Below are 26,575 nucleotides of genomic sequence, written 5' to 3' on the forward strand. Positions count from 1 at the left end.
ACCGAGTGTGACGTCAGATGGGTGGGGGAGATCGGGATCGGGGTGTCGGAACCGAGCGCCCGCGGCGGACGACGATTCGCGTGCTGTTTCGTCTCCCGAATCATCGTTTCGACACCACGCCTGACGAACACGCTCCCGGATCGGTTATCCTGGTTCGTGCGGGAAATTCCAGGGAGAACCCGCTTACTCGAGGCTATTCTTTGCGGAGTATAAAAGCCTTCGCAAAACCCAGGGCACTCCGGACGGTAGTTGTCGTTCCATGCACGTCACGCCGACACGAGTCGTCGAGGAACGAAACTGGGTCCGTGACCGGGCTGAGACAGTCGTTCCGATCATCAATGACGTTCGCGACGATCTCGGCGAGATCTTCGATACCGAGGTCGACTCGATCACGACCGAGCAGTACCGCACGGAAGTCGACGTCGTCTTCGCCGACGGCGATCTGGCCGTCAACGTCGCCGCGATGGTCGCGATCCTTCGGGAGTTAGACGTCGAGGGCGATTATCCCGGGTTCGTCGTCGACGAACTGCTCGGCCGGGAGTTGGCCGCGACGATCGCCGGCCGCCAACCCCTTCGGACGCTGGGCGAGGCGACCTTTCACTACGCCGACCTCCACGTCCACGGCGACGCGAGCGAGAACGCGGGCGTCGACGACTGCGAGGCGGCGCTGGCCGCCGGCTTCCAGGAGCGACTGCCCGGCTGGAACTGGACCGACCGGGAGAGCCCGTTCGGCGTCCGCTATAGTAGCTCTTGAAAGTCAATGCACACCCGATCGCAGGACAGCGTTGCGATCGGTGTGTAAATCGTTTCAAGAGCTACTATAGCCGTCCGTCTCGGACTCGTTCGTCGAGCCGTTCCCGTCGGTCGATTCGTTGGTGTCCCCGGTGGACTCGTTGCCCGTGCCGTCGCCTTGCTCGTCGATCGCTCCCTGCTGTTGCTCGATCTGGGCCTGTTGCATGGCGAACTGCTCGTAGCTGTCCCCGGGGTAGATCGCGCTGATGTCGCCGTTCTGCAGGGCGGCGACGATCGTCTCGGCGGGCGCGTCGACGAGGAAGAAGCCGTAGGCGGGCGAGGCCTCCTCAATCGAGACGTCTCCATTGGCGTCTGCCAGGTCCTCGACCGCGGTCGCGGCCTCCTCGGTCAGTTCGCGCTGTTTCTCCTGATAGCGCTGGCCGGCCTCCTGTTCGCTGATGTTGCCGTTCTCGATCGACTGACGAAGCTCCTGCTGGAGGCTCCGCAGCTGCTCCTGATCGGGGGTGACCGTCACCGTCAGGGGTCCGTCGGCGCTTCCCGAGTCGTCCTGTGTCAACGACTCGAGGGCGGAACAGCCGGCCAGTCCCGTGGCAGCACCGGTGCCGGACAGTGCGAGGAACCCGCGGCGGGTCGGTAGGTTCGACATCGTGTCGTCGGCGGGGGGCGATGCGGATATACCTTCTGCGTCGGCCCGACTCGAGCGCGTGGCGTCGGCATCGTCGTCGGCCGAGGGCGCGCCCCTTTTGGTCGTCGCGGCGCTACCTCGAGCCAGTGACCGACGCAGCGCCCCGCCGACGGACGGAAACGCTTCAGGAGCCGACGCCGCCGGTCGCCCGCGACGCCGTCGCCCGCGGGATCGACCGCGAGGCGATCGTGACCGTCTACGGCCGCTGTACCGTCGACTACGACGGCCGAGCGACGAGTTACCTCGAGGCCGGGGACCGCCACCTCATGCTCAAGCCCGACGGGGCGGCGCTGGTCCACACCGACGAGGGCCAACAGCCGGTCAACTGGCAGCCGCCGGGCTGTGACCACGCCGTCAGCTGTGCGGACGGGGAACTCGTCGTCGAGAGCCTGCGACCGACGCCGGACGAACGGCTCGCCGTCCGGTTCAGCGAGGTCCTGCAGGTCTCGGCCTTCTCCGGGACCGACGAGACAGACCTCGCACTGACCGGGACCGAGGAGGACCTCCGCCAGCGCATCCTCGAGGAGCCCGCCCTGCTCGAGGCCGGCTTCACGCCGCTGGCGACCGAACGCGACACGCCGGCGGGGGCCGTCGACATCTACGGCGAGGACGAGGCTGGCCGTGCAGTCGTCGTCGAACTGAAGCGCCGTCGGGTCGGCCCGGACGCGGTGAGTCAGCTCCGCCGGTACGTCGACGCCTTAGAGCGGGACCTCCACGCCGACGCGGCGGTCCGCGGGATCCTGGTCGCCCCCTCGGTGACCGACCGCGCCGGCCGGCTGTTGACCGAACACGGCCTCGAGTTCGTCTCGCTCGAGCCGCCGGCCGAGTGATCCGACGGGCCGCGTTCGGTCGGCTCCACTTCGTTCCCGTCTCTCCTCGCGGTCGTCCTCGAGCGGCGGTTTTGCGACCGTCCGCCGGGCCGCCCGGAATTGCGGTGAAAGGATCGCGCGTTCGAACTGGTCGATGTCGACGGCCGGCTACCGGCGAACGGTGAAGATCACGACTCCGAGGACCAGGAGGCCGACACCCCACCACCACGACTTCCCCGGGAGATACGCCAGCAACAGCGTGACGATACCCGAAGTGATGAGCGACCAGCCGATCGTCGTTCGATATGTCATGCTGTCAATCAGTGGGGGGAGCGAGTTGGGCGTTGTGCCGGAGGCTGCAAGATGGGTGTCCCGCCCGGACGGGACGCAAGCACCGGTCGTATCGTCCCGAGAGGACAATCACTCCTCGAGCAACCGCTTCAGCCGGTCGAGTTCCGTCAGCGCCTCGACGGGGGTCAGGTGGGCCAGATCGAGCGCGCGCAGTTCCGCAGCCACGTCCGTCGGCACGTCTCCTCCATCGGCGGTCGCAGCTGCCGTCTCGGCGGCCGGAGCGTCGCTCGAGGCAGTGGCGGTGTCGATCGCCTCGTCCCCCGGCTCGGTGTCCGCGTCGGCCGCCGCGACCAGGTCCCGCGCGCGGTCGACGACTGAATCGGGGACGCCGGCGGCGGTCGCGACCTCGACGCCGTAGGACCCCGTCGCCGCGCCGGGTGCGATCTCGTGGTGGAAGACGACCTCGCCGTCGACCTGCTCGACCTCGAAGTGCAGCGTGAAGGCGGCCGCGAGGTCGTCGGCGAGTTCGGTCAGCGGGTGGTGGTGGGTCGCGAACAGGGTCGTCGCGCCGACCCGGTCGTGGAGGTGTTCGGTGATCGCCTGCGCGATGGCCAACCCGTCGGCCGTCGAGGTGCCTCGGCCGACCTCGTCCAACAGGACCAGCGAGTTCTCGTCGGCCTCCCGCAGGATCGTCGCGAGTTCGTCCATCTCGACCATGAACGTCGAGCGCCCGCCCGCGATGTCGTCGCTGGCCCCGACGCGAGTAAAGATTCGATCGACCGGCGTGAGCCGGGCGGCGCTGGCGGGCACGAAGCTCCCGACCTGTGCCAGCAGGACGATCTGGGCGACCTGTCGCATGTAGGTCGACTTCCCCGACATGTTGGGGCCCGTGATCACCGCCAGCCGGCGGTCGTCGGTAAAGCGGGCATCGTTCGGGACGAACGACTCCTGCGTCCGCTCGACGACGGGGTGGCGACCGCCCTCGATCTCGAGGACGCGGCCGTCGCCGTCCGCACCGCTCCCGCGCTCTTCGATCTCGGGTCGGCAGTAGTCGTACTGCGCCGCGGCCGTCGCCAGCGAGACCAAGGCGTCGAGCGCGGCGAGGGCCTCCGCCAGCCCCTGGACGCGCTCGACCTCGGCGGCGACCTCGCGACGCACCTCGCAGAAGAGGTCGTACTCGCGTTCGTCGGCCCGCTCCTCCGCGCCGACGATTTCGTCCTCGCGTTCCTTGAGTTCCGGCGTGACGAACCGCTCGGAGTTCTTCAGCGTCTGGCGGCGCTGGTAGTTCTCGGGCACCGACTCGAGGTTGGGGTTGGTCACCTCGATGTAGTAGCCATGCACCGAGTTGTAGCCGACCTTCAGCGAGTCGATCCCGGTCCGTTCGCGTTCGCGTTCCTCCAGATCGTCGATCCACTGTTTGCCGTCGCGGGCGGTTCCCCGGAGGTCGTCTAAGTCCGCGTCGTAGCCCTCGGCGATGACCCCGCCCTCGGTGATCTCGATCGGCGGGTCGGCGACGATCGCGTCGTCGATCAGTTCCCGGACGTCGGCCAGCGGATCGAGGGCGTCGTGCAGCCGCCGGAGCCGATCACAGTCGGCGTCGGCGAGTTCCTCACGCACCTCGGGGACGACGGCCAGCGTGTCCCGCAGCGAGCGCAGGTCCCGCGCGTTCGCCCGCTCGCGGGAGATGCGACCGATCAGGCGCTCGAGGTCGTAGACGTCCCGCAGCAGGTCGTGAAGCCGCTCCCGGGTCCGGACCGCACCCGTCAGTTCCTCGACGGCGTCGAGTCGGGCCTCGATCCGGTCGGGCTCGAGCAGCGGTCGCCGGAGCCAGTCCCGGAGTTTCCGGCCGCCCAGCGCGCTCGCGGTCTCGTCCAAGACGCCGACCAGCGTCGCATCGTCGCGGCCGTGGACCGTCCGGGGCTCGAACAGCTCGAGGCTCCGCAGGGCAACGGCGTCGAGTAGGAGGTATTCGCGGGGATCGTACCGCGTGAGATGGGTGAGATACTCGAGGTGGTGGTCCTCGTCGTCGAGTGCGTCGTCCTCGGTCTCCGCCTCGTCGGCGGTCTCGCCGCGTTCGCCCTCGTGTGCCCCGCCGCGGACGTACTCCGCGTAGGACAGCAACGCGCCGCAGGCCCGAATCTCGGCGTCGCTGGCGAGCAGGGCATCGGGGTTCCGGAAGTACGCCGAGAGCTTCGCTCCCGCTCGGTCGCGGTCGAAGGCGGTCTCGTCGTAGGGCGTGACCATGCAGTTCTCGGGGAGGAGGTCGGCGGGGGCGTCCGGGTCGACGACGGCTTCGGCGGGGTCGAACCGGCTCACCTCGTCGGCGATCGCCTCCCGGGAACTCGAGCTGGTCGCGAGGAAATCGCCCGTCGAGACGTCGAGCAGGGCCAGTGCGATCTCGTCGCCGTCGCTGCCGGCACCCTCGCCGCGGGCGACCGCGGCCACGAAGTTGTTGTCGTCGCCCGCCAGCAGTTCGTCCTCGGTGAGCGTCCCGGGCGTGATCACCCGCGTGACCGCCCGCTCGACGACTCCCGACGACTCGCCGGGCTCCTCGACCTGATCCGCAACGGCGACCCGGTAGCCGGCCTCGAGCAACTCCTCGATGTACGACTCGGCGTTGTCGATCGGGATGCCGGCCATCGGGTACTCCCCGGTCGAGTCCTCGCGGCTGGTCAGCGCGACCTCGAGCAGTCGCGCGCTGCGTTCGGCCGCGCCACAAAACGTCTCGTAGAAGTCCCCCACCTGAAAGAGAACGATCGCGTCGTCGTAGCGCGCACAGAGATCGTGGTACTGACGCATCATCGGCGTCAGCTCGTCGCGTTTCTCGGCCATCGCCTCGGGCGGGCCAAGCGCCGGATCCATACCCGGAATCGGCCGCCCGACGCTGAAATACCTTGCTGGATCGGCCGTCCCGCCGCCGGCTCGAGGGCGGTTCGCGAACCGGGTCGGGGAACGCTTCAGGAGTCCGTCTCGAAGTACAGGTCGGCGTGCTTCGCACAGCCGGGATTGAACGCCGCGTCGCAGGCCGGACAGCGGTAGTCCGACTCGAGGTAGTCGGGCACGGTGAGCGCGGTGCCACAGACACCACAGAGGACAGACGGCTCGTCAAACCGGTCGCGTGGCCACGGGACGGCCTCGTGATCCGTCACCGCCTCGTGGCAGCGAAAACAGGGAAAGAAGTCCTCGCAGCAGGCGAATTTGAACGCGACCACGTCGCGGTCGGTGTCGTAGTGGGCACACCGCGTTTCCGGACCGACCTCGACGCCGCGGACCGTGTGGTCACCGATCGATTGCACGCGTGGCTCGAGGGTCGGCGGGTGCTTCGGTGTTGTGGTGGCGGCCAGATCGGTGGTCAGGCTTGGGGTTTGGTGCGTGGTTGGGGCTCGAGTGCCCCTAAGGGGGCGGGGCAATTGCGCGGCGCGCAGAGCGCGCGCCGCGCTGACGGTAAGTCGAACTGGCCGATACCGAACGATACAGAGACGCTACAACGGTGGTAGGCGAGGACGGGGCCGTGATAACCAGAACTAGCGGAAGCGCTTAGGCGGGGGCAGAAAATCGAGTCGATCGAAATCTTCGCCTGTTCGGTTCCGCGGTGATCGCCGCCGCCGTGCTACCAGAGCGGCGGGTGATCGCTCGAGCGACTCTCCTATACCCAGAGATAGCAAGTGGAGACAGATTTCACATCAAATCCTATATCTCAATTATCGTCCATCCAATAATCAAGCTTCTTCTGCGACTCTTCTTCTTCTAATTCATCAAGGACATTTTTACATTTTCTTCGGAAAGATTGACTGGTTCTCACATAGTATGTCCTGTCACTCTTTTCTAGTTTCCTCATATCCTCGCCCATGTTCTCATCTTCAAACTTTGATAGAACATGATCTATCTTTCCCACAATTTGTGCTTTTCCATCCTTGCTGAGGAGAGGCCAATAGTCATGGATCTCCTTGGCGATTTCTTTTGCATCGATTTGCCCTCCATCGGTTTCTTCCCCAGAGTCTTCCCTAGAGACGGATTCTGACATTAAATGACGTAGCACGTTTTGGCCGATCACAGCAAGCGAATCTTCTGGCGAAAATGGATAGTAACGGGTGGGAATATGTCGTGGGATGGTACTTGAGCGCATTAATTCATCCAGCCGGTCATCATCGAATTCATTACGTTTAGAGAGGGTACTACTACTTTGATCAAATACCAAGCCTGGATCAGAGATCGAGAGGTCGTTAAATGAGCGGTCAAGCTTTTCCATTCCCGAATAAACTATTTCGTGCTTCTGAACTCCGTTTAACCCGTCAATTTCTCTCCTGAGATGTTTTATCTCGACCTCTGAGTTTTTCTTTACTTTACTCTCGTTTAACCCGTCTGTCTCACAGTTTGTCACTAATACCCCATCATGTGATTTGAATAAAATTTCAGGATTTACCCGTTGACCCGAATTGTTGCGGAAAGTAGGGTGTAGTTTGCCCAGGTTGTATCCTGCTCGGGCTAGAGGCGTAGGCCATCCTCGAGGCCCCCCCTCTGCTAAGCCAATACACATATTGATGAGTTTCGATTTGTCAGATAATTTGGCCATGCATACTCCCCTCCAATGTAGCTTCTGAGTCAAAGTAATGTTGGATGTTAGTATAAAGCCTTAGGATTACATTTCCGCAGCTATCTTCCGGCAAATAGATCCTCATCCAATTGGGAGCAACCTCTATGTCTAATTTGTCTCCTGTATGGAGATCAACTGCTGCAACACTGTAGTAGTCATCATCAATCCTATTTTCTAACCCCCAAAGCCGGAAGGGTTTCGTTGAGCTTAGTAGAGTAGAAAAGAACTCATCGAAGTCTCTAATTTCTCGAGTGAAGTCTATTAAGACTGGCTCGCCAGATAGGTTGCCACCACTACTATCAACACTTCTATTTATAGCATAATCTTGTTCAAGGGAATAGAGTATTTTCTTGTACTTCTCTTTTATCTCATCCATTTGGTGGAAGTGCCCATCAACAGAGTCCCCTCTAGCAGTGAATTTTGCCGTATGAGTTATATCCTCTAAAAGTACTCTACCGTCATCAAACGGCCTTCTAATGCCTACGTTTGAGAGCGACGTAGATTTGCCAAGTGTCTCATCACTACTCAATGTGGAGAGGACTTTATTGGCATTCTCTCCCCAGAGCCTCATTGACATCTTTGAAATCTCTCCAGGCTCTGGATGTTCTGAACCATTTTCTCTAGTATTTATGTCCTTGAATTCGTCTTCGAATTTCAAGGAGAAGCTTCTAAAATTGTTCGTTGGGCTTTCGCCAATATCCTTTAGAAATCCATTCGAGAGCCATGAATAATCGAGTTTAGTGAATCGGGGAAAGACCAGCTTGTCAATTAGACTATCACTGCTTGTAGATTTTGCTAAGCTATGAACTGCCCAAAATCTCTCATCAAGATTCTCGATATAGAATCGGGCCTGTTTCTCCGATCCTATTTTTCTGATTTGTATATTCTCAAAATCACTTTCTTGAGTCGTCTCTCTCTTCAACCGGTAGCTCTCAGAACCTTCTAGCAGACCTCTCGTGCTTGAGCGTTCAGACTCTATTAAATAAGATTTCAGATAGGTCTCCCCCTCATTCAGCTCCTGGTCATCTTTAATGGAATCATAGGAGTCAACCATTTTCTCCTGAAGGAGTTCCTTCAGTTCCATCCGTGACGAGATCATGGCTGACCCAGACATGTTGAGAGCTATTTTGCTGGGGAGTTTAAATATTCTCCTGATTCTTCTAGATCGATAGCATTGGCCTTTACTAACACGTTTATAAGATAGGAGTCAAAAGACGGAGTATGGACCGATGTGGGGAGGTTTTTCAATGGTCCGCAGAAGATAATCCACTCTATAGAGATACAGAAAGGAGTGGTGGACGAATAACCTCAATCAAGTACTCTGGAAAGAAGATTAAAAACCACTGCTGCTATCGGAAATCTGCCCCTGGTAGTGAGAAATGCTATTGGCATACAGAGAGTGAAAAAGAGACTGCAGATTTAGTTAAAAAGTTGCAAGAGAACAATGTAACTATTGGCAATATCTATATTAGCGGCGAATTCGAGAGCCTGAAAATTGACGGTGCTTTTCCAGGAGCTACATTCGAGAACTGTACTTTCAAAGACGTAGATTTCTCAGAATCAATACTCCCAAACTCATACTTCGCTAACATTGATTTAGCTGATTGTAAATTTGAGAGATCAATTCTCCAAGGGTCGAATCTTCACGAAATGTCGAATCAAGAGAAAAGCGAGGTAAACTTCAAAGAAAGCGATTTAAGAGCAGTCACCTTCTCAGATGTTGATTTTGAGGGAGGAAACTTTCAAAAGGCTATTTTTAATGACAAATCAAATGTGGAGGGGGAAACAAGTTTTGACGGGGTAAATCTTCAGGAGGCTGATCTTGAAGAAGTAGAATGGCAAAATGTTGATTTGACTAAATCAGATCTCACTCATGCAAATCTACAAAATGCTGATTTTTCGGATGGGACACTAGCTCAAACGATTTTCAGCCATGCCAACTGTCTCGGTACGATCTTTTCTGATGCAGATTTAGAGGGTGCGAAGTTTGATCAGGCTTACTTAGTGGGATCAGACTTTACCGATGCAGAATTTCACAATGCGGTTTTGGCAGATGTTCAGATTGATCATACTACCGAGTTTGATGACCTGTCCTCTTATCAAAGGAATGAGGCACCACCGGATAAATTGGAAAACAGGCCAGTGCGGGATCTGAAAGCTTTATGGACATATCGCACTCTCCAAACTGTTTTTAGAGAAAATGGCATGATAGATAAATCAATAAAATACTATATCCAAGAAAAAGACCTTCGTCGGAAACAATATTGGGAACAACATAAAGGCAATCCCACCCTGTTAGAGGATCAAGAACACTTCTTACGGATACCACTTGAGAATCACCCTCTTTTGAAATATTTTGTCTTCCTATTTAGAGCAATTAGAGCGGAGTCATCAAAATGGATTATGAAGTTCGGAGAGGGAATTACAAACTTAACAATCGCGTCACTAGCTATTATACTAGTATTTGGGGTCTTTTATCCAGTATTTGGATTAGAAACTCAGAAGAACACGTATGCATTCAGTTGGCCTAGTGAAGTGAGTGATATTATAAGCCAATCACCTCAGCCGTTTCTTGACGGTCTTCTTTTTAGTATCAAAACATTCACTCCAAGTACTACTGGTGACATCGTTCCTTTCGGATTCTCTCAGGTATTAGTGATAGTAGAGTCTTCTCTTGGTGCGATATTTATTGCCTTAGTTGTATTTGTATTAGGTCGTCGTGCTACACGCTGATCTGAAAGATTTTCCTCTGTTCTATTCTACGATTCAGAATCTTCTACTGTTTGATTGCCCCGGCCTCCGCAAGCTCCGGCCGGGGCAATGGTGTCCAGAACACCTGCTCTCCGTCTGTTGCACCGAGTCTCTTGACGGTGTTTATAACCCAATACCCTCGAGCAATCCGAACATCCGAGAAATGGTGCGTCGTGTGTCCGACGAGACGATCCAGCGACAGCGTTGTCACTCGAGCCGGCTTACCACCACCCTCGAGCGAACGAAGCTACTCGAACTGGGCGGTGTCGCCGCGCCGGTAGCGGTCGACCCGGCGGTAGCCGTGGACGGTCGCGCCGGGGTCGAGTTCGATCTCGTAGCGGCCGATGATGTCCTGGGTGTCGGGGACGGCTCTGCGTTCGACGACTTCGACGACGGCGCGCCAGCCGTCGTCGGTCGGCGAGATCTCGCTGACGCCGTCGAACTCGTGGCCGATGAGTTGGCCGGCGGTCGACTGGACCGTCTCGCGAACCGCGAGGATGCCCGCGATCTCCTCCTGCTCGACGTCGACCTCCGTCTCGACCTCGTCGGGATCGGTCATCTCGTCGGCGGTCATATGGGTCGTGCCGCGAGAGCGGGGCTCCTCGATCTCGTCGCTCTCGTCCTGTTCCTCCTCCTGACTCGCTTGGCTGTCGCTCACTGTTGGATCATTCTCGTCGTGTTGGTAGCAGAAGCCGTCCTCGCCGGCCGGCCGCGAGCAGCGCTCGCCGTCCTCGGTGCGGGCCTTGCACTGCGCTCGTGATTGCGTGTCGGCTTCGGCCATGGTCTGTCGTCGGTGTTCGTTCGATCGCCTCCTTGCGGTTCAGACCGTCTCGGCGATTTTCGATCGTAGTTCCTCGATGTCGCCGCCGTTCCCGCCGGCGACCTTCGGCGCGAGGACGTCCGTGAAGACGTGGGTCAGCGTCTCGTCGTCGAACTCGCCGTCCCCGTTGTGGCCGTCGAAGACGGCCACCCCCTGCGCGGCGGTGATCGCCGCCCGGGTGCCGACGACGATCTCGAGTTCCGCCCGGAGCGCCCGCGTCTTCGCGACGATGGCCGCGATATCGTCCGCCGAGAGGTCGACGTGTGCGCCGACGATCTCGCGTTCGGTCTCGTCGTCGTAGTAGTCGACGTGGACGCCGATGAACCGATCGAGCAGGGCGTCCTGCTGTTCGTGGACGCCGGCGTACTCCACGTCGTTCGAGGTCAGGATCGCCCGGAACTCGGGGTGAACGTCGATCGTCCGGTCCTCGCCGCGCTTGCCCGGTCGCTCGAGGACGCCCTCCTCGAAGACCGAGAGCAAGACGTTGTGGGCGGCGGGATCACTGCGCGAGAACTCGTTGTAGACGAGCGTCGCACCCTCCCGGACGGCCACGGAGAGTGGGTTGTCGACCCAGCGCTCGCGAACGATCTGGGTCTTCTTGTCGACGCCGCTGACGTACCGGTCGTGTTCCTCGTAGCGCTCGCCACCGGCGTGGGAGCCGACCAGCGCGGCGGTGTCGACCGACTCGTCGCCGTTGAGCCAGACGACCGGGCGGCCGCGCTCTGCGGCGGCCGACAGGGCAAGCGCCGTCTTGCCACAGCCGGTCGGCCCGATCAGGTGGACCGGCTGGTCCGCCTCGAGCCAGCCGTTGATCCGATCGCGCAGCGACCGGACCGCGTCGGTCTCGACGAACGGCTCGGGGACGACGTCGTCGGGGTCGGAAAGGGGACTATCGCCGTTGCGTTCGCCGACGCTCGATGCCGTTCGCGCGAGCTTTTTCTTCGCTTTGCGACCTTCCTTCTGCTCGCGACTGGCCCGGATCTTCGTGCCGCGGACCGTTCGCTTGCGCGACGTGTCGTCGGCCATGGGGAGTTACTCCGCCGACTTCGGCGACGACTCTGGGCGGGGCTCGACCTCGAGTTCCTCCAGCTCGTCGAGGTCGCCCTCCGCCGTGGCCTGCTCAATTTTTGCGATCTCCTCCGCGTAGTGCAGGAAGGTGTCGACCGAGGCGACCACGACCCGGGCCTCGATGGTCAGGAGTTCGATCCCGACGACCGAGATCCGCGCCCAGACGTCGATGACGACGCCCTTGTCGAGGACGCGGTCCAGTACCTCCGCGAGGCTCGAGGAGTCGGGTCTTCGTTGTGGTTGTGCCATACACCAGCTCTTCAGCGGGAGTTCGTAACACGGCTTGGACTGCGACTGCAAGCCAGGGGGAGCGGAACCCTTGCCGCCGCGACTCGGGTGGACTCGCCGGCAGGAGAGCGATGAGGGCTGCGACTGCAAGCACCACGGTAACCCGGGGCGGTGGTGTAGCCCCAACGACGATACTCGCGTACTCCCGCCCGCAGGGTTCGGACGAGTACCGCTATCGCCCCCACTGAAACGATGAGTAATCGATACGTCTACGGCGTCGTCGAAGCCGACACCGTCGAGTTCGAGACCGAGGCCGTCGCCGGTGCCGAGCGGGTCTACACCGTCTCGCATCGCCGGCTCGGGGCGGTCGTTTCGGACATCGACACCACCGACCCCGAGGAGACCGACGAGGACGCACAGCGCCACGACGAGGTCCTCCGCGAGATCATGGACTACGACGGCGGCACGACCGTCGTCCCGATGCAGTTCGGCATGGCCTTCGAGAGCGACCGGGCACTGAAGAACGTCCTGCGCGGCGCGCGGCCCGCGTTCCGGCGCGCGATGAGCGACATCGAGGGCACGGTCGAACTCGGGCTCAAACTCGTCAGCGAGGACGGGGCCGACGTCGACCGCGAGGCGATCGAGGCCGAAGTCGCGGAGCGTCTCGACCCCATCGCCGCACAGGCCGTCGAGAACGACCTGTTCAGCGACCGACTCGTCCTCAATCGGTCGTACCTCGTCGCCGAGGACGATCGGGCGGCGTTCGACGACGAGATCGCCCGCTTCGAGGACGACCACGACGAACTCATGGTCAGGTACACCGGGCCGTTCGCACCCTACAGCTTCGTCGACGTGAAGATCGGCGCCCAACAGTAACCATGTTCATCCTCGACGACCTCCTGTTCCGACCGTTCGTCGGCATCATCAACGCCCTCCACTCGATCGCGCTCGACGAGCTGTACGACGTCGAGGCCCTCGAGGCCGATCTCAAGGAGAACCAGCTACTGTACGAACTCGGCGAGCGTGACGAGGACGAGTACCGGCGTCGCAAGGAGCGACTCGAGGCGGACCTCGAGGTCGCCCGCGACGTTCACGAGCGGCTCTCGAGCGGCCGCGTAGAGGTGAAACGATAATGACCGACAGCACCCCCGACGACCGCGACGAATCGGCCGACGACAGCGACTACGAGAGCGACAGCTGGCTCTCGAGCCTGCTGTCCGCACTGGAGTCCCTCGAGGGCGACGCGACGTCGACCTCGGGCCGTCGCCGGAGCGACCGGGCGGTCTTCGATTACGATATTTCGATCCGATCCGGCGACGATCTCGCCGGCGACGCGTCGCCGTCGGAACGGCGTTCGTTCGGCGGGTGGCCGGGCGAGGGGACGGCCGGCCGCGACCGATCGCGGCGACGCCGCGTTCGGTCCGCGAGCCCCTCGAGCGATCATCACGTCGCCACCCGGGAACACGAGGACGAACTGCTCGTCACGGCGGACGTCGCCGGAGTCGATCCGGCGGACGTCACGGTCGGGTTCGACGACTCGACGCTCGTCGTCGCCGTCGACGGGACCGAACTCGATCGGGTCGAGGTTCCGTGGGCGGAGCGGACCGCCGAGGCCGAGATGAGAAACGGTGTACTGACGGTTCACGTCCGAGCGCAAGCGGACGACGCCGCTACTGACGACGAGACGGCCGCCGACGATGGGACGGACGGCGGAGGCGACACATGAGCGACGCCGAGTCCGAGGAGAGTCTCGAGGCGCTGGTCGACGACGCGATCGAGAGCATCGGGCGACTCGAGGGGACGCTCGCGGACAGCGAGACGATCGACGACCTCGACGACGACACCCTCGAGACGGTCGTTGGCGACCTCGATACCCTCGTTCGGGTCGCCGAGGAGGCCGCCGAACTGCTCGAGGCGATCGACGTGAGCGAACTGCCCGACGCGGTCGACGGCGACGAACTCCTCGACGCGATCGAACTCGGGGAGATCCCCGACGCGGTGGCCGACGAGGAGACGGGCGCAACCGACCTCGTCGACTTCACGGAACTCCTCGGCGCGATCGACCTCCTGAACGCTTGGAACGCCGCGGACCTGACCGACGTCTGGGAAAACAAGCGCGAACTCGACGCCGCCCTCGACGACCTCGAGGACGGCGACGACGCGGGGATGCTCGAGGACGCGGTCTCGGACGTCGCGGACGGCGGGGACGACGGCGAGGGCCTGCTCGGCGACGACGAGGATGGCGTCCTCGACAGCGGCATGGACGCCGGCGCGGCGGCCAAGGAAGCGTTGGGCGATATCGATGTCGCCGAGGACCCGGCGGCCTACCAGGTCGCCATCCAGCAGCAGGCGATGCGAGGCATCGACGCCTTTCGGGCCGCACTGCTCGAGACCCACGAGAAGTTCGAGCGACTGTACGAGTTCAACCGCGAGAAGATGCGCCGCCAGGACAGGGGGACGAACTCGCGGAACCCGACGGCGTCCTCGACGATGCCCGTCGACCGGCGCGATCTCGGCGGCGGGGCCCGCTACTCGACGGTGCCCCAAGACGTGAAGCTCTCGACGGCACCCAGCCGCAAGCGGATCTACGGCCGCCGGTTCGAACTCGAGCGCGAACGGCAGCGACAGAACGAACGGCCGGAGCGCCAGCGGCGAAACGAACGGCAGGAGCGGCAGCGATGACCCGACAGGAGACCCAACGATGACAGACCCACCACTCCGCCGACCGACCGACAGCGAGGTGCGTGCGACGACCGACTGCGCCGCGACGACCCGTCACGGAGGTGATCGCAGTGCCCGATGACTTCCAGCCCAGCCGCCAGAAGGCCGATCTGGCCGAGGTCGTCGAGATGTTACTCGACAAGGGAATCGTCATCAACGCCGACATCGCCGTCTCGATCGGCGATACCCAACTGCTCGGCGTCCAGGTCCGGGCCGCTATCGCCTCCTTCGAGACCGCGGCGAAGTACGGCCTCGAGTTCCCCGAAGGAACCGATATGCGCCGGGTCGCCGAGGCGGTCGACGACCCCGCGATCGCGGAGCAGGATCGACCGAACCCGGTGATCGATCCGACTCGCGGCGTCAACGTCACGGCCGAGGAGGACGCCGACGGTGAGGCAGCCTCGGCGGACGACGGGCGAGGCGGCGAATCGACCGAGAGCAAGCTTGCCGTCGGCGACGAGGAACAGGTCAGCGAACGACTCGGTGCCAGACCCGACCCCGAGCGGCCCACCAGCGGCGGGTTCGATCTGCTCAGTGACGACGAGGCGGACTCGAGCGACGCCGACTCGAGCGGCGACACCGACTCGAGCGACGGAGACGCAGACGACGAGGCCGTCCCGGACGCGGAGTCGGAGACCGAATCGGGGGGTGACGACCCGTGACGGCGATCGACGTCGGCGACGGCGAGGACGCCCGTGACGGGCTGATGACGCTCGTCATCGCTGTCGTCGAGATCCTGATCGACGCCCTCGAGCGCGAGGCGGTCCGGCGCATGGAGTCGGGCAATCTCACCGACGAGGAGATCGAGCGGCTGGGCGGCCAACTCGCCAGAATCGAGACCGAGATCGAGCGGCTCAAGGACGACGAGGGGATCGAGGATGGCGTCGACGACCTTCGAAGCGATCTGGACGGGCTGGTCAACGACGCGATCGAACAACTCCACGGCCAGCCGACGGCGACGACGCAACCCGGCCACTCCGTCTTCGGGGGTGAGTCCGAATGAGCGACCACGATCTCGAGGACCCCGCCGACCGGCTCGAGACGATCGACGGGGCGGGGACCGCGGAGCCGGCCGACGCCCCGTCGATCGACGAGGGGCGGTACCTCTACTGTCTCGTTCGGACCGACGGAGACGCCGACCTCGAGACGACCGGCGTCGACGGCGAGCCGGTGTCGGTCGTCGTCGCGGACGGCATCGGCGCGGTTGTCCACGCCTGCGACGGGGTCTACGACTCGGGCGACCTCGCCCAGATCAGGCGCTGGCTCGTCCGCCACCAGACGGTCGTCGACGAGGCGGGCCAGGCCTTCGGCACGCCGATCCCCTTCCAGTTCGACACGATCCTCCGGGGCGACGACGACGGCCTCCGCGAGTGGCTCCGCGAGGAGCGAGGGATCTTGGAGCGGGCGCTCGACGGCCTCGCGGGCCACTGGGAGTACCGCGTCGAAGTCGTCGAGATCGATCCCGTCGACGACGCGGCGCTGATCGAACGCGACGACCGGCTGCGCGAGCTCGACGAGCGGATCGACGACGCCGAGGACGGGACCGCCTTCCTGCTCGAGAAGCAGTTCGACCAGCGGCTGACCGAACTCCGTGCGGCCCGCCGGGAGTCGGTGACCGCCGACCTGCGGGAGCGACTGGCCGCGGAAGCCAGGGAGGTCCACGCCCTCGAGCGGTCGCCGAGCGCGCAGTTGTCGGACGACGTGGCCGGCAGCAGTGCGGGAGCAGGGGATAGCAAAGCGGACGACGGCGAGACGCTCGCTCGGCTCACCCTGTTGGCCCACGAGGACGACGAGGGCGCGATCGGCTCGGTCCTCGACGACGTGGCCGCGACCGACGGCCTCGAGGTCAGGTTCACGGGGCCGTGGCCGCCGTACACGTTCGCGCCCGAGTTGGGGAGCGACGGCGACGGAACGGACGGCGAACACACGAACCCGAACCTATGAGACCGCGAAAGGACGACGAGAGCCTCGTCGATGTCCTCGATGTGTTGCTCCGGGACGGAGCGATCCTCCGCGCGGACGTGATTGTCTCGATCGCCGATATCCCGCTGGTCGGCATCAAGCTCACCGCGGCGATCGCCGGCATGGAGACGATGAACGAGTACGGGCTCTTCGAGGACTGGGACGCCCACCGGCGGATGGCGGCCGCCGGTCGCCGCACCCACTACGACGATCCGAACGCGGACCGGGAGGATACCGAGCCGGACGCGGCCCTCGAGGGACTCGAGGAACTCGGGATCGGCAGTTCGAACGCCGGCATCGACGAGACGGAAGAAACGAACGAGAAGGACTGATCAGGATCGCGCGAGGACCGCCCTCGTGATCGGCGAGGTCGATACGGTTCGCGGTCGGACGCCCCCGAACGGGGGCGACGGGTCAGGCGTACTTCGGGCGCTCGGTCGTGTGTTCGACCTCGCCGGTGACGGTCTCCTCGTCGCGGTCCTCGTCGTAGACGTACTTCCCGGTCGCGCCACAGAGCGTACACTCGTAGGTCTCGGAGATCTCGTTGATCATCTCGCCGTCCTCGAAGTAGACGCGGCTCTGCGTGATCTGCAGGAACTGGGCGGTCTCGCAGTTAGTGCAGGTGATCATACCCGTTCGATAGCCACGACCGGTTGTAGTTATCCGGCTTGTAACCGAAAGCGACGGGAAGCTATCGCCCTCTTACCCCGGTCTCGGCCGCTCGAGGTCCACCGTGGCGATGCCGTCGGCGCTCCGGCTCCCGAACGGCCGGGTAATAACACCGTAACCACCGGACAGAAGTGGGAACGCGGAACGACGAACCCGTCGCTGTTCGACGGACGAAAAATCGTCTTTCCTGACGAAATACCGTAATTACCGGGCACCGATTCGGCGGCTCCCGACCGGCGTCGAACCGGACTCGAGGCGTGGCCACGACCCGGGAACTCAGACGGTCTGCTGTACGTCATTTCCGGTGCGACCGTAGGCTGTGTCGCGGTCGCACCGATACATCGGTACAGCAAACCGTATCAGTCGCCGACGGGGACTCATTTTCCGGTCCTCGCCGCCTCGTAGGCCGCTTCGGTCAGGGCCGTCACCCGGAGGGCGTCCCGGACCGTCGCCGGCGGCTCGGTCCCCTCGCGGACGCTCTCGAGGAAGGCGTCGGCCCGGGACCGCTCGCCTCGGGGGTCGACGTAGGGAGTATACTCGCCGGCGTCGGCGTCGATCTCGCGGACCTCTCGGGGGCCCCACTGGGTCCCCTCGAGGTAGACCGCGCCCGCGTCGTCCCACAAATGGACGTGTTCCCGGACCGACGGCGCGTCGCCGTGGAACGAAAACGTCCCGGTCGCGCCGTTCTCGAACGCGACGTCGAGGTGGGCGCGGCGGTCGACCCGGCCGGCCTCGTCGTGGAAGTCCATGCTGGCGGCGACCGAGGCGGGCTCGAGCCCGGTCGTCCAGAGAACGCCGTCGAGGACGTGACTGCCCGTGTCGTAGAGGAAGCCGCCGCCCGAGCGGTCCGGATCGAGCCGCCAAGTACCGCGGGAATCGTCGATCCAGTCCTGCGTGATCGAGGGGGTCACCCACTCCGGGTCGCGGTCGGCAAACCGCTCGCGGGCCCGTCGAAACGCCGTCTGGAGGTGGCGCTGGTAACCGACCATCACGGTCCGGTCGCTCGCCTCGACGCGGTCGGCGAGGTCCCGGGCCCGCTCGAGGTCTGTCGTGAGCGGCTTGTCGCAGTAGACGTGACAGCCCCGCTCGAGGGCGGCGACGACCTGTGTGTAATGCAGCGTGTGTGGCGTCCCCACGAGGACAGCATCGAGGGCCGCCTCGGCGAGCATGGTCTCGTACTCGGCGAACCGGCGGTCCGCGGGGACTCCGAACTGATCGCCCACCTTCTCGCGGACCGACGGCTCGAGGTCACAGATCGCGCCGACGGTCGCGTCCGCGTGGCGGTGGAACTGTCCGCCGACGGTCCTGCCGATGTAGCCCAGCCCGACGATGCCGATCCGGACCGGCCCGGCGTCGATGGCGTCGTTCATGGGGACCGACACGGCGTCCAGTGCCATCCCTTTGGAACCGTCGCAGGCAAGCCCGGGACCGACCGTGCGGAGAACCATCGGTCCGTAGTAGCCGGCTACGCCGGCGTTAGACGCCGCCTGCGTTCGATCAGAGGGGGCTACCGCCACCCAAGTGACTGCATAACAATGTCCACTGCCTGCATTGTCCGGCCTGCGGGGAGGAAAGGCCCCGCCGGGTACGCGTTCGGTCAACGGCGACGCGCTAAGCAGCCGATTGCGTGCGTTCGTGCCCGGATCGCTCGGATGTGGACTCGCCCCGCTTCGAGTACGCTCATGTCTCTCACGCCCAGGGCGGTTCCCGCCCCGCCCGGGGTTTCCGACGCTCGAGCCGCCAGCGGCGGCTACCTATCGCCGGTTAGAACTCCGTGACGACCGGAATACCGACCGTCTCGTAGTCGTCCATCGAGGCCAGCGTCTCCGGTAGCTCGTCGAGCGAGAGTCGCTCGCCGATGATCTTGCTGGGCTCGAGGGTGCCCTGTGCGATCAGCTTGAACAGTTCCTCGTAGCGGACCAGCGGCATTCCGAAGGAGCCGTGGAAGTCGATCTCCTGCATCGTCATGACGTCGACGGGGAGTTCGATCTGGCCCTCCTCCTCGCCGGTCGTCAGCCCGACCTGGACGTGGCTGCCCCGCGTGCCGAGGCTGTTGACCGAGTTCTTGCAGGTGTCGGCGACGCCCAGCGCGTCGATGGAGACGTCGGCACCGCCGTCGGTGATCTCCTGGACCGCCTGCGCCGAGCTGTCGACCTCGGTCACGTTGACCGTCTCGCGGGCGCCGAGTTCCTCGGCGCGCTCGAGCTTGTCGTCGACGAGGTCGATCGCGATCGGGTGGGCTCCCAGCGCGTCCGCGATGTGGATCGCCGAGAGGCCGACGCCGCCACAGCCGTGGACGGCGACCCAGTCGCCCGGCCGGAGGTCGGCGCGGTCGGCCAGCGCGTGGTAGGCCGTCATGAACCGACAGCCGAGGCCGGCCATCTCGTCGTAGTCGACCTCGTCGGGGAGTTTGACGCAGTTGAAGTCGGCTTCCCGGACGGCAAACGCCTCCGCGAACGCGCCCTGGGAGAACTCCGACAGCCCCAGCGGGAGTACCGTCTCGCAGTTGTTGGCCCGTCCCTCACGACAGTGCGGACAGGTGCCGTCCCCGAGGTGGAACGGGACTGCGACGCGGTCGCCCGCCTCGAGGGTCTCGACCTCCGAGCCGACCTCGGAGACGACGCCGGCGGGCTCGTGGCCGAGGATCTGCCCCTCCGGGACGCCGGCCCCGATCCAGTTCCAGTCGCCCTGCCAGGCGTGCCAGTCACTACGACAGACCCCACACGCCTCGGTCTCGACGACGACCTGATCCGGTTCCGGTTCGGGATAGTCGACGTCTTTGACCGCGAGCGGTTCCCCATGTTCTTCGAGTACGGCTGCTCGCATGTCCTGACTGTTCGGTCAGCGAGTACAAAAGTGTGTGCGGTACGTGACCGATATGTCACAAACCCGTGTTGAGTTTCTCTCCGTTTTTCGCCGAGTCGATCCGCGGAACGGCCACGCTCGCTTCGACCGCGAACGGGGACGACGGTCGGAGAGTGACAACCGACGGCCGATGTATTCGGTTCGACGAATATGTGTCGTGGTACACTGTATCGTATCGATCGTCAATGGCCATCGGTCGTCAGAGTGAGGTGTCGACTCGAGCGCCCTCGACGGAGTCGTCGACCGACGACGTCCCAACTCGCAATACTACTCGAAAATAGTATATATACGTCTGCTCAGCAACCGTCCACCCGGCTCGGAAATCGCAGAGTAGAGCGATAATCCGCCATCGAAACCACGGCAGAGCCATTCGTGACGCGATGTTCGATTACGAACTGCGAGGAACTCGCGGTCCGACCCGAAACCGAACGCTGGGGAGCAAAACCGCCTCCGAAGCGCCGAGCAACCGGCCACGAATCGGCTCAGTTTTCCGGCGGTACCGGCGAACGGCGTATTCGGAGTTTCGGACAAATATGAAACAAATCTTATAGAACGTGCTATCTATCGGACCGATATCGATTGCTGGTCGGATGAAGGCGTTCTCGAGGCGGCCCGGACGTGCCGGCTGAACGCAGCGGCCACACGACGCCGGTTCAGTCCGCCTCGACGGCCCCCGTCGTCGAAACGTCGGGGTTGCGAAGCAGCGGCGCGGAGACGAACACCAGACAGCTCGTGACGAGGGCCGCACAGAGGACGTACGTCCACTGGTATCCGAACCAGCTGTCGACGGCCGGGATCGCCACGAGCGGCCCGAGACTGAGTCCGATGTCGCCCATCACGTTGTAGACGCCGCCCATCCGACCGAGTTCGTCGCCGGGCGTGAGGTCCCCGAGAATGGCCATCAGCGCGGGTGCGGCGACGCCCATCCCGCCGCCGACGAGCGCGATCGCGACCAACAACGCCTCGATCGTCGGGACGGAGCCGATGAGCAGAAAGCCCGCAGCCATCGACAGGAACGCCGGCACCGTCAACAGCGTCCGGTCGTTCATCCGGTCGGAGATCCAGCTGGTACCGAGCGTCGTCGCTCCCGAGGTGAGAACGCCGACCGCCATGACCACGCCGCTTACCCCCGCTGCGCCAAGCAGTGCGATCTCGAGGTCGTAGACGTTCGCGTACCGGGCCAGTGTCGAGAGGACGATCCCGCCCCAGAGGAACTGGACGGTGAAGTTGCCGAAGCCGATCAGGAGGACGGTGGGGCGACCGGCAAGCAGCGACGGCAGTTCTCGCAGGCCGGTCGATCGGGTGTCGGTACCGCTGTGGACGTCGGGGAGGACGAGCGTCGCGATCGTGCCGGCGATCAGCGCGAGGACGCCCGCAGCGAGGAAGGCGGTCTCCATGGTGGCGAGGTCAGTCAGGACCCCGCCGACGATGAGCCCGGTCGGGAAGCCAAGCGACTGGCCGCCGCGCATGTAGCCGATCCAGCGGCCACGGTTGTCCGCGGTCGTCACGTAGGTGATGGTAGCGAAAGCACCGATGAAGACGAAGGCGCTGCCGACACCCCAGAACAGTCTCGAGAGGACGAAGACCAGACCGGGCAGCGACACCTCGCCGAGCCCCGGAACGGAGCCGAGGATCGTCGCCGGCGCGTTCAGGCCGAGAATGTAGCCGAAGGGCGCGAGCGCCTGCGTGAAGAGCCCGAAGATCATCGGTTTCCGCGCGCCGTAGCGGTCGATAATCGTTCCGGCAGGCGTGTTCATCAACAGTCGGGCGATGCGGTTGGCCGACAGGATGAAACTCAGCATGACCGCGGAGATGACGAGTTTCTCGTCGAGCAAGGGCAGCGTCGGGAACGCGACCCCGGTCGCCACCCCGCCGAAGAAGATGCCGGCGATGACCGCGAGCGCGATCGTTCGGATCTCACCGGCCGTATGCGCCGTCTCCTCCGTCGACGCTTCACTCATCGTCGCCGCCGATCACCCGGTTCGTCCATACGCCCTCCCGTTTCGAACACGCGGCCTTCAACCTGCCTAGGTCGGACTCGCCCGCCGGCCCCGACAGCTGGTCTCTCGAGCGTCTCGAAAGGTAACTAAATCCGAGAGAACTCCCGAAATGGCAATAAACGTATGTACTGGCGGACAAGGTTAGGCGAGTAGCCGCTCGAGTATCGACCTAGCGCGTTCAGTAGCGGAAGAGTGCCGAAGTCGCGGTCGGTACGGCCCGGAAGTCGTCTTTCGTCGACCGGAGACTGGATAGAAACTGTGTGGGACGCTGGTGGGCAGGTACGGGGAGACCACTGTATCAACCACCGTATCGATCGGTTATGAGGGTGCTTTTCAAAATCCACGTATCTGTACTGCTACACGGAATTGAACCCGTTCCGCAGCTGTGAATCGATACATGTCTTATCACACATCAGTTGGGTATGCGTATGTGCTGGTTGCCAAGTGATTCCCGAAAGCCGAACTTGAATACCCCGTTACACGCTTATGTCTGTAATCAGGATCGGGAGGCTCACGCTGTCTCGAGCGTTCGTCTGCCGACCCGGGCCGGCAGACGTACAACGTTTCGAGGTGCTGCACGTATCGACGGCCCGAGACGGGGCGATCGAACTGAACGCGACGCGTGCCGGCCCAACGGACGGCCGGTGGAGCCGATCAGGACTCGTCGCCTTGCGCGTCGACCGTCGCGACGGCCCCGAGGTTCACGATGTCTTTGACCTCGTCGCCGCGCTGGAGGACGTGGACCGGTTCGTCCATGCCGACCAGCATCGGGCCGATCGCCTCGGCCCCGCCCAGCCGCTGGAGCAGCTTGTAGCCGATGTTACCCGCCTCGAGGTTCGGGAAGACCAAGACGTTCGCGGGCTTCTCGAGGTCGGTGAACTCGTAGGTACCGGTCAGCATCTCCTCGACGACGGCGGTGTCGGCCTGCATCTCGCCGTCGACGGGGAAGTCGACGGCGGGGTCGTCGTGGAGCCGCTGGGCCGCCTCGCGGGGCTTTCGCGTCCCCTCGTTGTCGACGCTCCCGAAGTCCGAATAGGACAGCAGGGCAGCCCGGGGGTCGACGTCGAACCGCCGGGCCAAATCGGCGGTGTGACGGGTGACCTCCGCGAGGACGTCGGCGTCGGGGGCCTGATTGACCGTCGCGTCGGCGACGAAGACCACGCGGTTCTTGAACGTCAGCATGTAGACGCCGGCCGCGTAGTCGGCGTCGTCGGCCGTCCCGATCACCTGCAACGGCGGCCGCAGCGCCGAGGGGTAGTGGTTCGTCAGCCCGGTGAGCATCGCGTCGGCGTCGCCGCGATCGACCATCACGCTGCCGAAGTAGTTCGTGTCGTCGCGGATCATCGTCTCGGCCTCGCGGCGGGTCACGCCGTTGCGTCGACGGCGCTCGTAGAGGTGATCGACGTACTCGCCGTAGTCGCCGCTCCCGGGATCGACCACGTCCGGATCGAACTCGAGGGCGAGGTCCGCGACCGTCCGCTCGATCTCGGCCGCATCACCGATCAGGACCGGCTCCGCGACGCCCCGGTCGGCCATCTGGGCCGCCGCGCGGACGATCGTCTCGTCGGTCCCCTCCGCCAGCGCGATCCGCTTGGGGTCGGACTTGGCCTTGTTCAGCACCACGCGCATCATCTCGCGGGACTTGCCCAGTCGGGCCTCGAGGCGTTCGACGTACGCGTCGACGTCGAACTCGACGCGGGCCGCGCCCGAGTCGATAGCCGCCCGCGCGACTGCGGGCGCGACCTCGAACAGCACCCGCGTATCGAGCGGTTTCGGGATGATGTAGTCCGGGCCGAACTGCAGCGGCTGGTCGCCGTAGGCCTTGACGACCGCATCAGGGACGTCCTGTTTGGCCAGTTCGGCCAGGGCGTGGGCCGCCGCGACCTTCATTGCTTCGTTGATCTCGGTCGCGCGCACGTCGAGCGCCCCGCGGAACAGGAACGGGAACCCGAGGACGTTGTTGACCTGGTTCGGGTAGTCCGAGCGGCCGGTGGCCATGATGACGGTGTCGTCGCGGGCCGCCTTGGCGGACTCGTAGTCGATCTCGGGCTCGGGGTTCGCCATCGCGAAGATGATCGGGTCCTCGGCCATCGAGCGGACCATCTCCTGGGAGACGATGCCGCCGGTCGAGAGCCCGACGAACGCGTCCGCGTCGACCATGGCGTCCGCGAGTTCGCCCTCTGGCACGTCGCTTGCGAATTGGCGATTGTACTCGTTGAGATCGCCGGCCTCGGCCCGTTCGGTCGTCAGGATGCCGTCGATATCGACCATCGTGATGTTCTCCCGGCGGACGCCCAGTGAGACGTAAAAGCGCGCCGTCGCGACCGCGGCCGCGCCCGCACCGGCGACGGTGACCTCGAGGTCGGCGAGGTCCTTCCCCGAGATCTCGACGGCGTTGAGCAGCGCCGCGCCGGTGATGATGGCGGTGCCGTGCTGATCGTCGTGAAAGACCGGAATCGAGAGTCGCTCGCGGAGTCGCTCCTCGATCTCGAAACACTCCGGCGCGGCGATGTCCTCGAGATTGATCCCGCCGAAGGTCGGCTCCATGGCCGCGACCGCCTCGACGAACGCGTCCGTCTCGTCCAGCTCGAGTTCGATATCGAAGACGTCGATGTCGGCAAAGCGCTTGAACAGCACGCCTTTGCCCTCCATGACGGGTTTGGAAGCCTGTGCGCCGATGTCACCCAATCCGAGGACTGCCGAGCCGTTCGAGACGACGCCGACGAGGTTGCCCTTGGTCGTGTACTGGTAGGCGTCGGTCTCGTCCTCGTCGATCTCGAGACACGGTGCGGCGACGCCCGGCGAGTACGCCAGCGAGAGGTCACGCTGGGTGTTCGTCGGCTTCGTCGTCGAAATCTCGATCTTGCCCGGTGGATCCGTCCGGTGATACTCGAGCGCGTCTTCGTCCATTGTTGTGATCGAGTGTCTTTGCCGGACCGACAAAAGTGTACGGCTGTGGCACTCGCCGCCTCGAGATTCGATCAGTCGACAGCTCGCCTGGGTGCATGGCCACGATCACCACACTGCACGAGCGGTCGTCGAACGCGAGATCCCCCCACAGTCCAGGCATCGGTCCGCTCGTCCGACGAGCGGCTGGTGAGCCGTCATTACCCGCCGCTGACAGGCGATAGACCCCGTCTCCCTGTCGGGCCGACCTATCGTAGCCACTGACAGTTACTGCACACCTGATCGCACGACAGGAGCGCGGTTCGGAGCGAGCGACGTGAGCGAGAACCGCGGACAGTGCGATCAGTGTGTCAATCGTTTCAACGGCTACGAGAGACACACGGCCGTTGCCCACTGGAAAACGAGACCCGGCCGATCGATCGACAGCCCTTACAGGCATATTCGTGTAATAGGGGGCGCCGCGATCGGGCTCGGCCGCCCGCTCGTCGGACCGCTCGTCGATACCCTCCCTGAATTGATCGATAAACAAAAAACTGTGTTACTGTTATCCGACATTTCGGTCGGTTTCAGTTCGGTTCACTCCTACCGAACTGGTCTCCATCCGTCGGATTTCGGCGCCGACGATGTCGACGTCCTCGAGGTGGCAGCCGATCGTTACGTCTCGTGAACGAATGGGGATAGTTCCGACCGCGACCGACCGGTCAGCGGCGGTGGTTCGTTCGGTGGCCGCCGCCCCCGACCGAACCGGTGACGACCACAACATTTGTAGGAGAGGCCGCGGTGCCATCCGGTATGGCAGACGACTCGCGTGGTGGGCGGCGAACGAAAGTCGAGCGAGTGATGGACCAGTACGGCCTCGAGGAGTGGGGGGAGCGCCTAGAGGCGGAGTGGATCGGCGACGGCACGGACCGAACGAGCCTTCGGGACCTCGCGACCGAGTTCAACGAGGCCGTCCTCCGTGCCGCTGTGCGCGAGGCAGGTGGTTCGGCCCTCGATACGGACGTCGGGTCGCTCTATCGAACGCTGACCGACGACGATGCGTCGCGATCCGTCGCGGTTCGGCGACGGCGCGAACTCGAGCGGGCGGGCGTCGACGTCGACGCGGTCGAGTCGGACTTCGTTACCCACCAGACGATTTACTCCTATCTCACGAACGTACGCGAGGCCTCCCTCCCCGAGGAGGACACCGAGGATCGCATCGAGCGGAAGAAAGAAACCGTCCAACGGCTCGCCGGGCGGACGCAGGTCATCACGGAGTCGACGCTCGAGGAACTGGGGAACGCCGACGAAATCACCGACCGGGAGTACGAGGTGTTCGTCGACGTCCGGACGATCTGTGGGAACTGCGGTGCCGACTACGGAATCGCGGAGTTGCTCGAGCGGGGCGGCTGTGACTGCGACGCGCCCGACGCCGCGTGACGCCGATGCGAAACCGGCCGTAACCACATAGCA

27 protein-coding genes are annotated in these 26,575 nt (G+C 63.5%); 13 read left to right on the top strand and 14 right to left on the bottom strand.

From position 1 onward, the window contains the following. The first annotated feature begins 259 nt into the window (after nucleotides 1-259). A complete protein-coding gene (locus ACSBP4_RS03660; RefSeq protein ID WP_435551387.1) occupies nucleotides 260-754 on the top strand; it encodes a hypothetical protein in 495 nt (164 codons plus the stop codon). A 54-nt stretch (nucleotides 755-808) separates the two neighbouring features. On the opposite strand, the gene ACSBP4_RS03665 is transcribed toward ACSBP4_RS03660, so the two are convergent. Then, nucleotides 809-1,399: a hypothetical protein gene (locus tag ACSBP4_RS03665; protein ID WP_435551388.1), complete on the bottom strand. Its 591-nt coding sequence runs from the start codon at nucleotides 1,397-1,399 to the stop codon at nucleotides 809-811. Between the two features lie 125 nt (nucleotides 1,400-1,524). On the opposite strand from ACSBP4_RS03665, the gene nucS reads away from it, so the two are divergent. Further along, a complete protein-coding gene (nucS, locus tag ACSBP4_RS03670) occupies nucleotides 1,525-2,268 on the top strand; it encodes an endonuclease NucS (protein ID WP_435551389.1) in 744 nt (247 codons plus the stop codon). A 147-nt stretch (nucleotides 2,269-2,415) separates the two neighbouring features. Here nucS and ACSBP4_RS03675 read toward each other — a convergent pair whose 3' ends face one another. The 5 genes from ACSBP4_RS03675 to ACSBP4_RS03695 form a co-directional block, all read right to left on the bottom strand. Then, on the bottom strand, nucleotides 2,416-2,559 hold the full coding sequence (locus ACSBP4_RS03675; protein ID WP_006182099.1) for a hypothetical protein: 144 nt from the start codon (nucleotides 2,557-2,559) through the stop codon (nucleotides 2,416-2,418). A gap of 108 nt (nucleotides 2,560-2,667) precedes the next feature. Continuing rightward, nucleotides 2,668-5,400, bottom strand: a complete 2,733-nt coding sequence (gene mutS / locus ACSBP4_RS03680) for a DNA mismatch repair protein MutS (protein ID WP_435551390.1) — start codon at nucleotides 5,398-5,400, stop codon at nucleotides 2,668-2,670. Nucleotides 5,401-5,495: 95 nt separating this feature from the next. Then, entirely contained in the window at nucleotides 5,496-5,834 is a 339-nt protein-coding gene (locus ACSBP4_RS03685) for a CHY zinc finger protein (protein WP_435551391.1), read from the bottom strand. Between the two features lie 401 nt (nucleotides 5,835-6,235). Continuing rightward, entirely contained in the window at nucleotides 6,236-6,919 is a 684-nt protein-coding gene (locus tag ACSBP4_RS03690; protein ID WP_435551392.1) for a hypothetical protein, read from the bottom strand. A gap of 175 nt (nucleotides 6,920-7,094) precedes the next feature. Beyond that, nucleotides 7,095-8,246, bottom strand: coding sequence for a hypothetical protein (locus ACSBP4_RS03695; protein ID WP_435551393.1), 1,152 nt, complete (start codon nucleotides 8,244-8,246; stop codon nucleotides 7,095-7,097). Between the two features lie 107 nt (nucleotides 8,247-8,353). Here ACSBP4_RS03695 and ACSBP4_RS03700 point away from each other — a divergent pair, with 107 nt between their 5' ends. Further along, nucleotides 8,354-9,865 (top strand): pentapeptide repeat-containing protein, encoded by a 1,512-nt coding sequence (locus tag ACSBP4_RS03700; RefSeq protein WP_435551394.1) that lies wholly within the window; start codon nucleotides 8,354-8,356, stop codon nucleotides 9,863-9,865. 265 nt (nucleotides 9,866-10,130) lie between these two features. Here the strand turns inward: ACSBP4_RS03700 and gvpO are convergent, their stop codons facing one another. The 3 genes from gvpO to gvpA are packed head-to-tail and all read right to left on the bottom strand — an operon-like array spanning nucleotide 10,131 to nucleotide 12,020. Then, complete coding sequence (gene gvpO / locus ACSBP4_RS03705; RefSeq protein ID WP_435551395.1) at nucleotides 10,131-10,664, bottom strand: gas vesicle protein GvpO, halophile-type; 534 nt, start codon at nucleotides 10,662-10,664, stop codon at nucleotides 10,131-10,133. A gap of 39 nt (nucleotides 10,665-10,703) precedes the next feature. After that, on the bottom strand, nucleotides 10,704-11,729 hold the full coding sequence (gvpN, locus tag ACSBP4_RS03710; RefSeq protein WP_435551396.1) for a gas vesicle protein GvpN: 1,026 nt from the start codon (nucleotides 11,727-11,729) through the stop codon (nucleotides 10,704-10,706). Between the two features lie 6 nt (nucleotides 11,730-11,735). Beyond that, complete coding sequence (gene gvpA / locus ACSBP4_RS03715) at nucleotides 11,736-12,020, bottom strand: gas vesicle protein GvpA (RefSeq protein ID WP_006182094.1); 285 nt, start codon at nucleotides 12,018-12,020, stop codon at nucleotides 11,736-11,738. Between the two features lie 231 nt (nucleotides 12,021-12,251). Between gvpA and ACSBP4_RS03720 the strand changes: the two genes are divergently transcribed. The 8 genes from ACSBP4_RS03720 to gvpM all read left to right on the top strand — a co-directional run bounded on the left by ACSBP4_RS03720 (nucleotide 12,252) and on the right by gvpM (nucleotide 17,014). Beyond that, nucleotides 12,252-12,875 (top strand): GvpL/GvpF family gas vesicle protein, encoded by a 624-nt coding sequence (locus tag ACSBP4_RS03720; RefSeq protein ID WP_435551397.1) that lies wholly within the window; start codon nucleotides 12,252-12,254, stop codon nucleotides 12,873-12,875. A gap of 2 nt (nucleotides 12,876-12,877) precedes the next feature. After that, complete coding sequence (gene gvpF / locus ACSBP4_RS03725) at nucleotides 12,878-13,132, top strand: gas vesicle protein GvpF (protein ID WP_006650650.1); 255 nt, start codon at nucleotides 12,878-12,880, stop codon at nucleotides 13,130-13,132. After that, nucleotides 13,132-13,725, top strand: coding sequence for an Hsp20/alpha crystallin family protein (locus ACSBP4_RS03730; RefSeq protein WP_435551398.1), 594 nt, complete (start codon nucleotides 13,132-13,134; stop codon nucleotides 13,723-13,725). Before gvpF ends, ACSBP4_RS03730 begins: the two co-directional genes overlap by 1 nt. Next, complete coding sequence (locus tag ACSBP4_RS03735) at nucleotides 13,722-14,681, top strand: hypothetical protein (RefSeq protein WP_435551399.1); 960 nt, start codon at nucleotides 13,722-13,724, stop codon at nucleotides 14,679-14,681. Before ACSBP4_RS03730 ends, ACSBP4_RS03735 begins: the two co-directional genes overlap by 4 nt. A 101-nt stretch (nucleotides 14,682-14,782) precedes the next feature. Continuing rightward, the gene (gene gvpJ, locus ACSBP4_RS03740; protein ID WP_435551532.1) at nucleotides 14,783-15,382 is read left to right on the top strand and encodes a gas vesicle protein GvpJ; all 600 of its coding nucleotides are present in this window, start codon (nucleotides 14,783-14,785) and stop codon (nucleotides 15,380-15,382) included. Continuing rightward, the gene (locus ACSBP4_RS03745) at nucleotides 15,379-15,723 is read left to right on the top strand and encodes a gas vesicle protein K (RefSeq protein ID WP_049966628.1); all 345 of its coding nucleotides are present in this window, start codon (nucleotides 15,379-15,381) and stop codon (nucleotides 15,721-15,723) included. The genes gvpJ and ACSBP4_RS03745 overlap by 4 nt, the downstream gene beginning before the upstream one ends. Further along, nucleotides 15,720-16,664 (top strand): gas vesicle protein GvpL, encoded by a 945-nt coding sequence (gvpL, locus tag ACSBP4_RS03750; protein WP_435551400.1) that lies wholly within the window; start codon nucleotides 15,720-15,722, stop codon nucleotides 16,662-16,664. Before ACSBP4_RS03745 ends, gvpL begins: the two co-directional genes overlap by 4 nt. Then, entirely contained in the window at nucleotides 16,661-17,014 is a 354-nt protein-coding gene (gvpM, locus tag ACSBP4_RS03755; RefSeq protein WP_435551401.1) for a gas vesicle protein GvpM, read from the top strand. Before gvpL ends, gvpM begins: the two co-directional genes overlap by 4 nt. Nucleotides 17,015-17,096: 82 nt before the next feature. On the opposite strand, the gene ACSBP4_RS03760 is transcribed toward gvpM, so the two are convergent. The 5 genes from ACSBP4_RS03760 to ACSBP4_RS03780 all read right to left on the bottom strand — a co-directional run bounded on the left by ACSBP4_RS03760 (nucleotide 17,097) and on the right by ACSBP4_RS03780 (nucleotide 25,126). After that, nucleotides 17,097-17,312 (bottom strand): hypothetical protein, encoded by a 216-nt coding sequence (locus ACSBP4_RS03760; RefSeq protein ID WP_006182085.1) that lies wholly within the window; start codon nucleotides 17,310-17,312, stop codon nucleotides 17,097-17,099. A 416-nt stretch (nucleotides 17,313-17,728) separates the two neighbouring features. Continuing rightward, a complete protein-coding gene (locus ACSBP4_RS03765) occupies nucleotides 17,729-18,748 on the bottom strand; it encodes a Gfo/Idh/MocA family protein (protein ID WP_435551533.1) in 1,020 nt (339 codons plus the stop codon). Nucleotides 18,749-19,115: 367 nt separating this feature from the next. Next, nucleotides 19,116-20,177 (bottom strand): zinc-dependent alcohol dehydrogenase family protein, encoded by a 1,062-nt coding sequence (locus ACSBP4_RS03770; protein WP_049966625.1) that lies wholly within the window; start codon nucleotides 20,175-20,177, stop codon nucleotides 19,116-19,118. A gap of 692 nt (nucleotides 20,178-20,869) precedes the next feature. Continuing rightward, nucleotides 20,870-22,177: an MFS transporter gene (locus tag ACSBP4_RS03775; protein WP_435551402.1), complete on the bottom strand. Its 1,308-nt coding sequence runs from the start codon at nucleotides 22,175-22,177 to the stop codon at nucleotides 20,870-20,872. Nucleotides 22,178-22,870: 693 nt separating this feature from the next. Continuing rightward, nucleotides 22,871-25,126 carry an NADP-dependent malic enzyme gene (locus tag ACSBP4_RS03780; protein ID WP_435551403.1) on the bottom strand — a complete coding sequence of 752 codons (2,256 nt, stop codon included), beginning with the start codon at nucleotides 25,124-25,126 and terminating at the stop codon, nucleotides 22,871-22,873. A 313-nt stretch (nucleotides 25,127-25,439) separates the two neighbouring features. Here ACSBP4_RS03780 and ACSBP4_RS03785 point away from each other — a divergent pair, with 313 nt between their 5' ends. Together ACSBP4_RS03785 and rdfA are read left to right on the top strand one after the other, a co-directional pair. Further along, the gene (locus ACSBP4_RS03785; RefSeq protein ID WP_435551404.1) at nucleotides 25,440-25,790 is read left to right on the top strand and encodes a hypothetical protein; all 351 of its coding nucleotides are present in this window, start codon (nucleotides 25,440-25,442) and stop codon (nucleotides 25,788-25,790) included. A gap of 125 nt (nucleotides 25,791-25,915) precedes the next feature. Next, on the top strand, nucleotides 25,916-26,542 hold the full coding sequence (gene rdfA, locus ACSBP4_RS03790; protein ID WP_172704591.1) for a rod-determining factor RdfA: 627 nt from the start codon (nucleotides 25,916-25,918) through the stop codon (nucleotides 26,540-26,542). The last annotated feature ends 33 nt before the right edge of the window (nucleotides 26,543-26,575 follow it).

It is taken from the genome of Natrinema sp. CGMCC1.2065, assembly GCF_051225675.1.
GTDB classification, from domain to species: domain Archaea; phylum Halobacteriota; class Halobacteria; order Halobacteriales; family Natrialbaceae; genus Natrinema; species Natrinema thermotolerans.